The 15,151-nt window shown below is 41.9% G+C and carries 11 protein-coding genes; 6 read left to right on the top strand and 5 right to left on the bottom strand.

The features are described 5' to 3' along the window. Positions 1 to 199 precede the first annotated feature (199 nt). A complete protein-coding gene (locus tag C1E24_RS00485) occupies positions 200 to 2,761 on the top strand; it encodes a serine/threonine-protein kinase (RefSeq protein WP_276609813.1) in 2,562 nt (853 codons plus the stop codon). Positions 2,762 to 2,774: 13 nt separating this feature from the next. Here C1E24_RS00485 and C1E24_RS00480 read toward each other — a convergent pair whose 3' ends face one another. Continuing rightward, positions 2,775 to 3,269: a hypothetical protein gene (locus C1E24_RS00480; protein WP_138477756.1), complete on the bottom strand. Its 495-nt coding sequence runs from the start codon at positions 3,267 to 3,269 to the stop codon at positions 2,775 to 2,777. A gap of 954 nt (positions 3,270 to 4,223) precedes the next feature. Then, on the bottom strand, positions 4,224 to 6,182 hold the full coding sequence (locus C1E24_RS00475) for an AsmA family protein (protein ID WP_138477754.1): 1,959 nt from the start codon (positions 6,180 to 6,182) through the stop codon (positions 4,224 to 4,226). Positions 6,183 to 6,359: 177 nt separating this feature from the next. Between C1E24_RS00475 and C1E24_RS00470 the strand changes: the two genes are divergently transcribed. The 5 genes from C1E24_RS00470 (at position 6,360) to C1E24_RS00455 (ending at position 9,419) form a co-directional block, all read left to right on the top strand. Then, a complete protein-coding gene (locus tag C1E24_RS00470; protein ID WP_138477752.1) occupies positions 6,360 to 6,782 on the top strand; it encodes a hypothetical protein in 423 nt (140 codons plus the stop codon). 5 nt (positions 6,783 to 6,787) lie between these two features. Further along, a complete protein-coding gene (locus C1E24_RS00465) occupies positions 6,788 to 6,988 on the top strand; it encodes a helix-turn-helix transcriptional regulator (protein ID WP_138477750.1) in 201 nt (66 codons plus the stop codon). A 21-nt stretch (positions 6,989 to 7,009) separates the two neighbouring features. Beyond that, positions 7,010 to 7,141: a hypothetical protein gene (locus C1E24_RS21155; protein ID WP_276609812.1), complete on the top strand. Its 132-nt coding sequence runs from the start codon at positions 7,010 to 7,012 to the stop codon at positions 7,139 to 7,141. A gap of 203 nt (positions 7,142 to 7,344) precedes the next feature. Continuing rightward, positions 7,345 to 8,511 (top strand): hypothetical protein, encoded by a 1,167-nt coding sequence (locus tag C1E24_RS00460; RefSeq protein ID WP_138477748.1) that lies wholly within the window; start codon positions 7,345 to 7,347, stop codon positions 8,509 to 8,511. A 242-nt stretch (positions 8,512 to 8,753) separates the two neighbouring features. Further along, complete coding sequence (locus C1E24_RS00455; RefSeq protein ID WP_138477746.1) at positions 8,754 to 9,419, top strand: TorF family putative porin; 666 nt, start codon at positions 8,754 to 8,756, stop codon at positions 9,417 to 9,419. Positions 9,420 to 9,460: 41 nt separating this feature from the next. On the opposite strand, the gene C1E24_RS00450 is transcribed toward C1E24_RS00455, so the two are convergent. From C1E24_RS00450 to C1E24_RS00440, 3 genes are all read right to left on the bottom strand, one after another. Continuing rightward, complete coding sequence (locus C1E24_RS00450) at positions 9,461 to 10,588, bottom strand: hypothetical protein (protein WP_138477744.1); 1,128 nt, start codon at positions 10,586 to 10,588, stop codon at positions 9,461 to 9,463. A 149-nt stretch (positions 10,589 to 10,737) separates the two neighbouring features. Then, complete coding sequence (locus C1E24_RS00445; RefSeq protein WP_138477742.1) at positions 10,738 to 11,400, bottom strand: fumarylacetoacetate hydrolase family protein; 663 nt, start codon at positions 11,398 to 11,400, stop codon at positions 10,738 to 10,740. A gap of 180 nt (positions 11,401 to 11,580) precedes the next feature. Continuing rightward, positions 11,581 to 15,150 (bottom strand): ABC transporter permease/M1 family aminopeptidase, encoded by a 3,570-nt coding sequence (locus C1E24_RS00440; protein ID WP_138477740.1) that lies wholly within the window; start codon positions 15,148 to 15,150, stop codon positions 11,581 to 11,583. Position 15,151 lies beyond the last annotated feature (1 nt).

Below are 15,151 nucleotides of genomic sequence, written 5' to 3'. Positions count from 1 at the left end.
TGGAGACAAGCAGTTAGTTTTTCAAGTGCAAAAACTGAAACAACTTCAACTGATTAAATAACAAACAAGTAAAAATAGCGGTGATAAAATAAAATTGTCGTTTATTTAATCTATTTCATATTTTTCTATCGTAAATAGTTCGAATTCTCAAACTCGAACCGATACACTAACTCTAGAACTAATAATAAAGCATTTTATCGTGATACAACTCGAGCAATTTTACCAACAAATCACCCCATTAGGACAAGGCGGCATGAGCCGTGTTTTTTTGGCCGTGGATGCAAAGTTAGAGCGTCATGTTGCGGTAAAATTGCTCGACGTAAATAAAGTCGATAAACAGCAGGCTTTGAACGAAGCGAAAATTCTGGCTCGGGTTAATCACCCAAATATTGTGCAAGTGTATAAAGTGCACGAGAGTGACACCCAGCTCGCCATCGAAATGGAATATGTACAAGGTGCCACCCTTAAACACTTTTTAAAAACCCGTCATCTCGAGTCTGAGCAAAAGTTACAGTTATTAATTGATATAGCCCAAGGCTTATCAGAAGCGCACAAAAATGACATTCTGCACCTTGATTTAAAAGCCGATAACATTTTAATCAACGCCCAAGGTGTGGCAAAAATCGCTGACTTTGGCATTGCCCAACTTGGCGATGAGCAGCGCAGTCATCATTCTAGCTTTGGCAGTTTAACGGCAATGTCACCAGAGCAGTTGAATAAGCGACCGTTAGATCAGCGTGCCGATTTATTTGCGTTTGGTTTACTGGCCTATCAGTTGTTTGCAAATGAGCACCCTTATTTAGCCCAAGCCAAAGACGCCGCGCCCGATGCCATTGCAGAACAAATCAAGCATGTTCCCTGTCAAAGTGATGCAAGTAAATTACTCGACATGCCCGCCCAACTTGGTGCATTAATCAATACGCTATTGGCATTCGACAAAGCAGCGCGCCCAAATAGTTTTCACCAAGTCATCACTCAGTTAAAGCAATTACAGCAAAATATTGGTTATGCACAATGCGATGACACTCAAGATATTGATGCAGTAGACCTACAAGTACCCACACCTTCAAAGTCTGCAACTAATGCAAAATCAAACCTCTGGCAAAAATATGGCCTTGTCATGTCGTGTTTGTTTGCTGTTTGCCTTATCGGCGCAGGTTATTGGTATTGGCAAACTAACCAACCAAAGAGTTATATCGCCGCTCTACCCATTACCTTCGACGGGCAAACTGAATTAACCGACACCCAACAGCGTATCGCGACCTTAGGGCTTGAAGACGCCATCAGTAACTTTATTTTGCAAGACACATCAAGCTTGCAGGTATCGAACTCAGAAGTAACCAGCACCCTTAAACTCATGGGTGAACAAGCATCGCAAACTGACATCGGCAACGCCCTTGGCGCCGACGTGCTGCTTGAACCAGTATTTAACTGCCGTAATTCATTGTGTGAAGTCACACTCAACGCCATTGATGCACACACAGCCACTTTGCTCGATACCACCCGCTATAGTGTCGATACCGAAAGCTTTTCAGAGGCCTATCACAATAGCTTGGTGAATATTGAGACGCTATTCAACAAGCGCTTTACCAGCCAAACTTATAGCGATGCGTTTTACGAGAAATATGTAGCGCAGGTTGAAGCATTTCAAAGTGGCTCTCAAGACATTGCGGTGACACTGGCTGAAGTGAAGTTGCTGATCCGTCAAGAACCGAGTTTTGCGCCCCTGTATCGGTTTTATAGGAAGGTGGCGATTACTTCTCATCATTTCAATCCAAATGACGATATTATTTGGGAGTTATTAGATGCATTAGATCGTTCGCCTGAAACATATAAATTGAGCGCAAACTTTATAGTTGATCGTATTCAAGCCTATCAAGCTATAAAGGATTGGGGGAAGGCTGAATCGTTAATTAAAAATCTAGAAACCTCAAATATAGAGCAATATGAACTTTATAGTATTAAAGCAAACTATTATCGAAATAAAGCAGATTACCAAACAGCACTCGATAGTATAGTGCTAGCATTTAACCTCAAATCTACGCTACAAACAGCAAGAAATGCTGCAACTATATCTCTACTTAATAGTAATTATGACGAAGCTTTGTTCTATCTTGAACAGGTTAGTTTAAGAGCACCCAATGATTTTTGGGCTCTTAAAACACTTGGCGATATTTCACTTGCAAAGGGGCTAGCAAATCAATCTATAAATGCCTATTCACAATTATTAAGCAAGACTCCAAATGATGCGGCGCTGCTTTCAAATCTATCAATTGCTTATTCTTTAATTAAGGATTTTGAATTATCAGTTAAGTACGCTCATAAGTCCTATAAAATAAGCCCTGAAAGTCTTATTTTCACTCTTAACCTTGCTGATAGCTTTTCTTACAGTGGTGATATGAAAAAAGCGCAATCACTTTATAAAAAAATATTACTAGCAAGTCGTGATACTGATGATATCGATGTTTTAATGTTAAGAGCTCAAGCCTTACTGCATACTGGTCAAAAGTTAGCAGCTTTCAAGCTAATCAACTTTATTGAAAATAAAAGCCCAGCTACATACGACTTAAAATTTGTTAAAGCTATGATTTTAACATCATTAAATGAGAGCCAGTCTGCGCTTGTCATAATCAAATCAAGTATCAAAGACGGATGGGGGAAAAGCTTTTATACTTTACCTTGGTTCAAAAAGCTTTGTACTAACTCTTCTCAATTGCAAGAAATATTAGGCACTCAGCATTTCACTCAACTTTGCGCCTAATGTTAACTATAGTTTATGGCTGTGTATCGTTGATTGATATCCTAGGATCTTGAGAAATATAAAGCTTACCTTTTTTACCCTCTTTCTCTGCAAGTAATCTAAAGTCAATCTCGTAATTGGTATTGGCTTCAAGCTCAACTTTAGAGAACACCTTGTCTTTGTTCTTAGACTTCACTAACTCTTTAATCACATCAGCTGGAATGCTGGCATCCGGTTCTATATTCATTACCGTCACGACCAAAGAAGTGCCGCCATTGAATACTTCGCTACTAAGCTGATAGTTAAAATTATCACGGGCATCGGTGAACAAGGTGCCGTTGCCAGCAAAGCGGAAACCTTTGTCTATGCTTGACTGAGTCAGCACATACACAAGGTTAACCGGCTCATCTTCAGGGAATTGAGCAAGATCGACCGATACTTCACCGGCAGGGTTGCCGTCTGTGTCTAAAATTACCCAAGGCGTGTCGTCACGGCTTGGTTTAACGGTATACGTTAATTGTTGCGTCATAGTAATGTCCTTTAAAAGTACTAAGCCCATAAGAGCACAGACAATTATTGAAAACAACTACTTGAGATTACACCCGATTACATGGGCTTATCGTGCAAAATACTCGTTGCGAAGCAAGGTTATTTTTGCGCAAGGGCGAAACGTGTCTTGAGGCTTGCGAGTGCGCGCAGCAAGACTAGCGTTGAGCGTGAGGCCTTGGATGGCCGAACCGGACCCATGCTACATGGAAGTATTACAACTCACTATTATTAAGACCGAAACGAAGTTTCGCAGCGCGAGGAGGTGAGGGTATGGATACCCGATGGGCGTAGCTACATGGATGTAAACGACACAGCTCCTAAAAGCTCTTTTATAGGTTGTCGTTTATGACGACAATTTAAAAGGCACATTCGGTAGCACCGACTTTATGTCGGGTTTATTGACCCCTACACATCTCACCTATACCAAAACAAGTCGCGAAGTAAATTCGCTGCTACCAAGAGTGCAAAATACACGTTGCTAAGCAAGGTTATTTTTGCGCAAGGGCGACGGGTGACCGAAACGAAGTTTCGCAGCGCGAGGAGGTGAGGGTATGGATACCCGATGGGCGTAGCTACATGGATGTAAACGACACAGCTCCTAAAAACTCTTTTATAGGTCGTCATTTTTCACAACAATTTAAAAGGCACATTCGGTAGCACCGACTTTATGTCGGGTTTATTGACCTCTTCACATCCCACCTATACCAAAACAAGTCGCGAAGTAAATTCGCTGCTACCTAGAGTGCAAAATACACGTTGCGAAGCAAGGTTATTTTTGCGCAAGGTGAAATGAGCAACATTAACTGCTGCAATGGAGTACTCAATCTATCGTTTTTAAGTCATTTATGGCGACAATTTAAAAAACAGTGTTGCGCTAAACAAAAAAGCCAGTGCATTGCGGCACTGGCTTTTGCTTGTTCGAAACTCAGAGCTTTTAACCGAAGAAGCCTTTTAATTTGTCTTTCAGCTTATCTTTTACTTTCTCTTTCGCTTCTTCTTTGGCTTTGTCTTTTGCCGCACTACCAAAGTCGAGTTTGTAATCGACCTTGTGGAATGGGCCCTTGATGCGTAGCGGTACTTTAAAGCCTGTGCTGTCATCACTGCTTGCTTGGCCTTCAATAGTATCAACCAAACCAGTCACTAGGCGGTAATTCACATAAGTCTTAGGTAGGTCGACTTCACCGCTGCCCGTGATACGTAACAGAGGGCTGGCAAGGTTTAGGTCAGTATTGGTACCGACACCATTTTTAAAGGTAAAAGTGCCTGTCAGTGCCGAGAAGTCGGTTTTCTGATTTGGATCGAAATCGGCGTTTAAACCCTCTTTTAATGAGGAAAAGTCACCTTTGAGCATTTCGCTGCCTTTACGCATCATCTCTGCGATATTGGCCCCTTTTACACCACCATCGATAAAACTAAACGCCAGATTACCCGCTAAGGCTGACACAAACTGCTTCTGACTTTGACCTTGGGTGTTCAGCGCCCAGCTGATGCTGCCTTTACCTAATACCTTGTCAAAGCCGACCGCGTCAGTCAGTAATGGTTCGGCGTTGATGTCGGTTAAACTAAAATCGGTATTGATCTGATAAGGCGCACGCTTGGCATTCACCACCACTTTACCCTGCCCTTTACCTTCGTAAGCGTTGAATTTATCTAAGCCTAAACGTGCTTTACCGTCTTTCAGATTAACTGAGAATTGGTTTTCACCCAATTTGATCTCTTTAGCAATTAGGCCTGTTGAGCGCACTTTAATGTCGGCGTCTAAAGCATTAAGACCCGATAAATCAATCGGAGTGTCATCCCATACAATTGGCTGTGGCTCACCCGGTTCTGTAGGCTGTGCAGATTCGGCTGGTTTTTCTGGGCTCTCCGGCAGGTATGGGTTGAGGTCTAACATGCCAAGGTCAATGTCGGCCATGACATTTAAACGCGCGCCTAAATCAATTTGGCTTTGCCCTTTAATTGCCAGTGCATCGAGTTTGGCTTCGAATACGCTGAGCTTAAAAGTCTCTCCCGCTAGGTGCATCTCACCACTGACACTAAACTGGTTGAAGGCGTTGTCTTTGGCTTTGAGGTCAATGCCCTGCCACTGAGTGATGGCTTTTACTGAGTCACCTGCCAGTTTCAAACTACCTTTAATGTCTTTGCCTTGCTGAGCAATAGCACCATTAAATTTAAGATCTAATAACGCTGACGCTAAAGTTTGCGTCACATCAAAGGTTTGCCCTTCAATGGCTTTTGCTGGCGTGTCGACTTGGGTGTTTAACTCAAAACGCTGTTGTTGGTAGGTTAACCCCCCTTTCACATCTAGCGGCTTGAATAAAGAAGGCAGCGCTACGATTAATTCAAAGTCGCTCACCTGCTGTTTTGCGCCTGTTACACCATCAAGATAAGTCAGTTGACCACCGTAAATCGCCACTTCCCCTAAGCTGACATCAAACCCTTGGGGTAATTTTACTGGGCCAGCGGCGGCTTCATTCGTTTGGGCTGTTGGCGCAGCGGCAGTTGTTGGCATGATCTGCCAGTTCGCTTTGCCTTGTTTATCTGTTTCTAGCAAGATGTTTGGATTGCGGATCACAAAACGCTCTAACTTGGCTTCACCACTTAATAACGATAACCAAGGAATATGCACAGCAAGCTGTTCCATACTTACCATATTTTCAGCACTGCCCGAGGCCATATTGGCAAAAGCAACGTCGTTCAGCTCAATACTTAGGCTCGGAAACACCGTTAGCTGGCTTTCGCCGGCAATGGTAAGTTTACGACCTGTGGTATTTTCGACTTGTTCTAAAACCTGCTGAATAATGGTGTCGGTTGGGATCAAAAATGGCGCCGCAACCACAGCACCAACGGCCACAACAACCACACCACCAATGACTTTTACAAAGCGATTCATTGCTTTTCCTTACATTTGCAATTGATGTTACTAATCATAACGGCTGAGACGAAAAAAATCTGCACACAAAACCAATGAAATTAATATGATACCTAGGGGTTACAAAAAACCGTTGACCTCATGATACCTACAGGTTACATTGATACCCATAGGTTACATTACGAAGGAAAACATGGCATGACAAACCTAGAAGTTAAAAATGAAGAGAAGCACATTACATTAAGCGGTTGGTTTTGGCTGGCACTTGGCACAGTATTAATGTTCATGGTGATCACTGACGCATTCAAAGACAGTGAAAATCAACAATTCTTCAATATAGGCTTTGTGGTGCTATTTGTTGGCATAGCTGTTTTTTACAAAATTAAAGCGTTCTTCAATTCAAAAAAATACACTGACGGCTATCAGGACGAGTTTATAAAACAAATGAACCATACAGCTTACCGCCATGCTTTTTATTGCACTGTCGGTGTCATTTTTGCGGTTTGGGTAATTGGAGATGCCATTGCCATTCCATTTACTCATGAAACAATGTCACTTGTGTACTTGGCCACTGCCAGCTTAAGTTATGGTGCATCGATAATTTGGCAAAATAGAGACTAACAACTATGCAAGTTAAGGTTGCTGAATTAAGAAAGCTCAACAATTTATCTCAACAAGAGTTAGCCGATTTAATTGGTGTTTCTCGCAAGACCATTAGCACCATAGAAACAGGCCGCTTTACCCCCTCGGTGGTGATTGCATTAAAGATTGCGCGCCACTTTGAGCAACCGGTTGAGTCACTCTTTGAGTTAGAGACAAGTGATTAACACTAAAAAAGGACACTTACTATGAAAAAACAAATAACCGAGTACTGGGCAACCTTGCCCAAACACACACAGTATGAAATAGAAACACACCTTGCCATTGTGTTACCAGCGATAGGGTCAATTCTTGGCGCAGCTTTGGTTTTAGCCTTTTAATTTCGCCTCCAGAAACTCAGCTTGTAAGCTCCTGCAGATGCTGAGTTTTCTTATCTCTTGCAATAAATAAGCATTTCTTCGATTGCATCCACGTCTCACTTAGGTATGATCCACGCCCTCATTTGTGTAGCACAAGTTCTGCTACACTTATTTGGTTAGCTAATTAACCCGTAATAACTTAACCCGTGGAGACACCAACCCCTATGAAAAAGCTGCTCATTTCCCCGTCAAAAATGGCATTGGGTGAACAAGAAAGTCAGATTTACCAAAACATTCTTAAGCAATCTACCGATATAAGTTTGAATCTGATGGCAGTCAAAGTAGAAAACCACCCAGAAGACTTCTTGGGTTGGTGCTATGAGTTATTAGATGTAGCAAAAAACCGCATCAACTTCGACTTACTCGACGACCACCAGCTTCCAACGGTTAAGAAACTACAAGATTTGTTAATTTCTGCCATCAGCTTTTTACAGCTTAAAACGCTACGCATTGCACCTTGGCCTGTGATCTGTGGCTTTATCGAGCAACATAAAGACGTATTAGCTCTTGAAGAACAGTTAAAGCTAACCAGCTACTTAGCACCGATGCGCAGCACGCCATTAAAAGAGATGATCGCCGAAGACCGTCTGGCGTTTACTGGTAAACATGCTGCAAGCCTAGATACCAGCGTGTACAACTTCGATGTTGAGTGGTTTGCTTCAACGAAGAGCGCAAAAGGGTTCCACCAGCTATTAGCAGATTTACCAGGGGCATTTGATGACGCCCTTACGAACATTCCTGCCGAAGGTGACGTAAGCGAGCAAGACTATCAAGCATTTATGATTGGTTACTTAAGTGCATTTGCGGGCACAGATGAAAAACCAACCCTTGCGCCTGCTACGCGCCTATTAGCGATGCGTCGCCCTGATGTATTCACACCTATTAGCAACAACCGATTAGATGCACTTTGCCAAGCATTGGGTATTAGCCGTTTAAATAACCGTGACTTCGAGCGCTATTGGTCAGATGTTGTGATGAGCATCCGCACTATGCCTTGGTTTGCAATGACCACTGAAAACGGTGAATTAGAAGAGCAACTCGCCAGCATCAAAGCCCTATTACCTTGCTTCTTCTATTATGCTGACAAAGACACGGCGGATAACTCTAACTATATTAAGTTATTAAATAAGCCTGTACGTAGTAGCCGCAGCGGTGGCACTAAAACCGTTCGTCGTGGTAAAGAGTCTGCTGAGGTATTGGTTGATCGCGCACTTGCTGATGAGAGCATTCCTGATCATATTCGCGATAAGCGTGACTCAATCATCGCAGAGGTTGAAAAAGGCCGCAGCGTAGACGAGACCATTGGCTTAATGCGCGCGATCTTTGGTTAACCTGTAAATATATAAGGTTAAGCACAAAGAAATAAATATTCCCCATTGCACGATATGCGCAAATATCGTGCAAAACATTATTCCTTTCGCACTAAAACTGTGCATAAATTTTCTAATCAAAAACTATCATTTATAAAAAAACATTAATAATCAAATAGTAAACTATATTAATATAGACACATAAAAAGTGGTGCAGGCATTGCTTTTAAGATTAGGAAAATTTAGCGCACATAGGAATGAAGATGAAAAAGACAACCTCTCTCTTACTTAGCTCACTATTACTCGCAACTTCTACTGCAAGTTATGCTGAAGTCACCGCAAACATTGCAGCAAGCTCAAACTACTTCTGGCGTGGTATTACGCAATCTGCTGATGGTGCAGCCGTATCGGGTGGCATTGATTACGGCAATGATTCTGGTTTTTATGCTGGTACTTGGGTATCAAATATCGACTTTGGTGGCAAAGAAAGCTACGAGATGGATTTTTATGCGGGCTTCAGTGGCTCTGCAGGTGATATTGGCTACGATATGGGCTATGTCTATTACGCTTACCCAGATGCCGAAGGCAGCATCGACTTTGGCGAGCTTTATGGCGAAGTCAGCTATGACGTATTAAGTGCGAAGATCAGCTACCTAAGTAATGCGCAAAGCGGTTCAACCGCTGAAGAAGACATGCTGTATATTGAGCTGAACGCCGCATTTAATGTATTCAATGACACTGAACTTGGCTTACATTTAGGTCGCTCAAGCGGTGACACAGTGACTGAGTGGTATTCAGAAGATAACTATATGGATTACGGTTTTAGCCTAAGCAAAGATGGCTTTACTTTTGGCGTGATCAAAACTGATTTAGACGCCGATGACGATATGAAAGCATACGTCAGCTATGCGATGGATTTTTCTTTGTAATATTAAGAAAAAGGGAGCTAGTAGCTCCCTTAATTATTTGATTAGCAAGGTACAAGAACCGTAAAGGCCAATGTGCCATCTTTCCAGTAGTAATGCTTTTCACATTGTTGGTTATCCCAACCATCACCACCTCCGCCACCTGGCCAAGGATTCCCTCCGCCAGCGCCAGGGCCTCCACCAGGCGCAATACCACCACCTGGTGAAGTGTTATTAGAGTTTGTTACTTCATTTCTTAAGTACTTATCAAACTCTTTTTCTACACATGGATCTAAGTTATGAATTTTGCCTGCTTTACCGTAATTACTTAATGAAACTCCACCAAGAACAGTTAAAATTGGATTAATATCAACCTCGATTGCTCCCCATCTATCATTCCAAGTTAAGCCATATACAACTTTATAACCAGGTAAGTCTGAAACTGGGACATCTGAATCTCTTTGCTGCAAATCAATTTCAGTATTAAAAACACGGACAACATCTTTCCAAGAGCCAGAGTAACTAACCCCAGTTACCTCAACTGAAAAGCCTTCGCTATTCATTCTTTTCACCATAAACGCTTTACCTGGATCTTTACTTTCACGGTTGATTTTTTTATTAACCGCTTCAGATAAGCGAGTAGCTGTTTTACCATCATAAACTGCATCGAATGCATCAGAGATATATGCAGGACAGCTACCTGTGTTTTGACTATAAGAGCTAAAGTATTGAGGGTGAGAAGAGAAAATAACGAAGTCTTTACTTGTTAAAGGTACTCCCTTTAATTCATTCTCAAGTTCAGACGCCAGCTTTTCTAAATTGTCTGCGGTTACGTTAACTCGACGGATCGCTTCATAATCTGTTGTGTTGAGTCGAGCACTTTCAATGGCTAATTCAAGCCATGCCGTGCCCTGATTGTAGTGGCGAACTGTAAAAGCATGATGATTATTGCCGTTCGCGTCAGCAATAATCACCTTCCTAGGCGATGAGTAACATGCCTGAGTGTCAGGAGTCATTGGGCCATTTGGATTATTGTTATAACACTGAAATGAAGGCGCGTATTTTTTAGCTAATTTCTTAGATTCTGAGTATGAACAGTCTTTACACATTATTAATTTTGTATCGTTATCTTGGCCTATCGCCATGAAACTAGAAACTAACAATGACAAACCTGCAAAGATTTGAAGTTTCATATATATTCCTTATATATTTTTAATTCTTAGATTGTTAATGTTTTTATTGAAAAAAAATATTGATGTTACTAAATTGAAAACAAAAAAGCTAGTGCGACCTTAAAACTTTAAAGATATTCTATGTCTTTGAAATCAGTCTTTGCATATACTCAAGGTTTCAAAACAACCCTAGCATTTAAAGGCGCCTGCTCCTGATACTGTAATTTTAGATCATCACCCTCATTCAATACTCCTACTCCTTCAGGTGTTCCCGTTAACACAATGTCGCCCGGCATCAGGGTAAAGCTTTCGCTGATCTCTGTGAGTAAACGTTCGATGTTAAATAGCATGAGTTCAGTTTTGCCATGCTGCTGTAAATCACCATTCTGCCAATACTTATATTCAGCGCTAGCGAGTTCAGTCGGCGATTCTAGCGGGTAAAATGGTGTAACAGGGCAGCTGCCATCGTAAGCTTTGGCGCGCTCCCAAGGGTGGCCTTTACTTTTAAGCTCACTCTGCACATCACGTAAGGTTAAGTCGAGGGCGAGCCCAACTCCGGCAATTTTTGTTAGCACATCTTGATCGCCGTATGAAATCGTTTCGCCAATTAACAGGGCTAGTTCAGCTTCGTAGTGATGTTCACCTAAGCGTTTAGCGAGCGTAATCTCTTTGAATGGCTGCAAACAGGTGCTGGGTTTAATGAACAGAATTGGCCGGCTCGGAATAGGGTTATTCAACTCTTGTGCATGCGCGGCGTAGTTGCGCCCTATACATACTATCTTACCCTTCGGTAGGTTTATTGACTCGCCTGTGTGCCATTGATGTTGATACATACATGCTCCTTATTTGATACCTGTTATTTTCGCGCAAAGATTAACATAACAGGGTTATTTATAAGCTTTATTTATTGAACCTTAAGTATTCACCAAATTTATATTTTGAAAAACAAAAGGCCTCTTTGAGAGAGGCCTTTAATGATTTACTTGAGCTATAAATCAGTTAGCTCATACAAATTACAGCGACTTAATATTATCGGCTGCTTCTTTGTCGATCAGTTTTACAAATGGGTCAATACCCGCAAACTTAGGTAAGTCTTTTACTTTCAGTTTGATCACATTATCACCCGTCGTAATACTGTGCTTTTGTAGATACATCACATTCTCGCCTTCATTGATGTCATCAGGATCGGCTTTGAACAGGGCAATATCTATCATTTGCTCAAGAGGTACATCTTCTTCGTTACCTTCACCATCAGCATGCTTCTTCGCCGCTTTCACGGTAAGTGTAATAGTATGAAGTTCACCCTCTGATGTTCCCTCTTCAATTTCAACGTCAGTCAGTTTTAACTCATATAAAGTAATCGAGTTAAATTGGTCTTCGATGAAAGCTTGCTCTTGTGTCGTTGCATCTGACTTCAAGTAAGCAATGAAATCGAGTGTGGTCGGGAAAACATCACTTCTGAAGCGATAGTCATCAATAAAGTTGCGTAGCGCTTTATTCAAACGTGCTTCACCCAGCAAATCATGTAATGCCATCATTACAACAGAACCTTTGTTGTAATGAATATGCTGCTGACCCGCCGTTCTAGCTAACGTTAGTTCTTCGTGCGACTCTGTCGTACGACCACGTAGGTATCTATCTAACTCATACTTTAAGAACTTACGTAGATTATGCTCACCATACTTCTCTTTCATCACCATAATGGCCGCGTATTGAGACAGCATTTCAGACAGAATATTTGACCCTTCAACATTTGCACCAATCACCTGATGCGCCCACCACTGATGCGCGAGTTCATGAGCTGTGACGTAATAAGGCACATTAATATTCTCAGGGTTACGAGTGTCGGTTAAGAAGCCGATCTCTTCTGAGTAAGGAACGGTATTAGCAAAACTCTGAGCAAACGAGCGGTAACGAGGGAACTCAATAATGCGCATTTGCTTATGCTGATAAGGGCCAAACTCTCTTGAGAAATAGTCGATTGAATCTTTGGTAGACTCAAGCATGGTATCTACGTTCCAAGCATGATCTTTATGATAATAAACCTCAAGCGCAATGCCTTTGTACTCTTCACGTTTTACTTCAAGTTCCATCGACAGCATGGTGTAGAAATGCAGCATAGGTGCATCCATCTCATACACATAAGTTGTACGACCATCTTTGGTTTCTTTCGACTGCAGGTAACCCGGCACCATGGCCACTTGCGACTCATCGGTCGTGACACGGGCTGCGAAGGTGACAAAGTTTTCAGCAAACAAAGGTTGATTATGGTACTGCGTTTCTTCGATTTTATTGCCACGCTTTACAGGCTCAAGTCCGCGTTTACGGCGCTCGTTTTTATCAAAAATTTGCTTTTGTTGAGCATAACCAAAGGTTGGGAATAGCTCACTATTGTTAATGAAGGTACCATTGTGAACCAAAGTGGTATCACTGCCCCTATCAACAAACCCCAGTGTTTGACGCACAACAGACATAGTGATCACGCGACGCTCACCTGGCAACATAGGCTCAGATAAATTCATCCATGCGTGATAATAGTTTTCATCAAATTCACCCAGTGTTGCACCTGACATTTCAACAGACCATTCAAGTGTGTGCGAAGGCTTATTCACCAAGAAACGCTCTATGACTTCTTTGCTCTTGTTTTCGACTTCTAAAGCAACCGTTGCTTCAATACGACGTGTTTTCGGGAAAATCTCTGCATCAAGCTTTACATCTAGTGTCGTTGGTACAGGCGCATCTTTGAATTGCACAAACTCACGTTCATACTGCTCTGAAAGATCTTCGCGCGCATCTTGCGTAATAAATGAATTAAGCACTTGTGTGTTGTAATAGATATAGCTACCACTGCCCACAAATAATAGTGCACCCGCAGCTATCGCAACCTTACCTGCATTACCTAACTGATAGTTCAACTGAGCAAATCGTGCTTTTAGGGTTTGCCCTGCACCACGCGGCCAAAGTGCAAAACTCAATGCGGCGAAGATCACACTTAAACCTAACCAATATAAGTTGTACCAATGGATTGCAGTTAAAAAGTGGCCATAGCCGTTGATGTCTGAGTAAGGAGCACTTGGGGTCTCACCAAATCGCCACATATTATGCTCAAAGCCAAAGCTTGCCATCACGAGTGAGCCTATATAGTAGAGTAAAAATAGTCCCATACCGACATATTTACTCGGGCTGACAACCTGTAATAAGAAAGCCAAGGTACCTTGCAGGGCAAAGCCAAGAACAAATAAGTAACCTAGACGAATAACATATTGCGACAGCTCAATGGTCGCCATACCTGATATCAGTTGGTATAGGATAGTCAGTACAGATCCAAATACACACAGCAACACCAACACCGAGACAAGCGCTATATATTTAGAGCCCCAAAACACCCAGTTCGCCACTGGATAAGAGTCAACGATCTCACTCACTTTTGCATCGCGGTCATGCCATACAAGTTCAGCACAATAGTAAACCAAGACAATGATCATCAATAGGCCAAAGCTGCCTTGAATTTGCTCTACCATTCTGAATGTCACAGGCCAAGTATCTGTTCCATACATACCAAATGAGCCAACTAAGCCCGGTACTAGCATAGACACAGATAATATAAGTAATACGAGGAACGAGTAGCTACGCACTACTTGCTTCACTTCAAATACTGTTCGCATTAAGAAATGAGACCAAGCACTGCCTGCGCTAGATTTATAATCAATACGATGAGCCAGTGCTGCTGCTTGCTGGCCTTCACCTTTGACTTTGCTTTTCACTTTTTGCTTTTGTGGTAAGAAATGTGATGTATTAAGTACCAGAGTCGCTAAACTTAATACAGTTACACCTAGCCAGATCAAACGGTTATAGAGTAGTTCATCATATAACCCTATGGTCATGGTGTTTCTGTCAGCAATAGTCCAATACTCAGCTTGTACTGAAATAGCAGATAAACCAAACATATCTACATAAGCTGCAACGGCACGGTATTCAATATCAGAGAAAATACTGTTAGCTACAATATAGCCAACCACGAGTGCAACAGCGACTAAGTACATGGCGACCATACTTCTAAATTTTTGCGCGACTAATACAAATAAGCTAGATACGAAGAATAGTGAAGGCACGGCAATATAAAACAGCGGAGATAAATAGTACTCGAGTTTATTCGGACCCAGCATTTCTGCATCTAACCAGCCCATTAAACTACCTAAGCCTGAGCCAATCCAAATACCCAATAAACACGTTGAGAACACCATCATGGTGACAAGATAAGCACCTAAAAATCGGCCTAAACGATATTGCACTAAACTAAGTGGCTTACTCAAAACCAGTTCATTTAGCTTACTTTGGTCATCTCTAATCGCGGCGCTGCCGACAAAATTCACAACCAAAAAGATAGAAAAAATCGCCATGTTGGCAACAATTTGCAAAATCGCAAATGGCGAGTTCACGTTGACATTACTGCTTCCTCCAATTTGCACCGAATCTGATACCGAAGCAAAAAAGGTCAGTAAAAATATAATCAAAGACGTGACATAAAAAGAGGGCTGGCGCATAAAATAGCGCAGCTCAAATTGCATCATTTTAAATAGCATT

It is taken from the genome of Pseudoalteromonas phenolica (genome assembly GCF_005876835.1).
In the GTDB taxonomy this organism is placed as follows: Bacteria; Pseudomonadota; Gammaproteobacteria; order Enterobacterales; family Alteromonadaceae; genus Pseudoalteromonas; species Pseudoalteromonas phenolica_B.
Note: the sequence above shows the minus strand (reverse complement) of the source record. Positions and strands in the feature narration are given on the sequence as shown.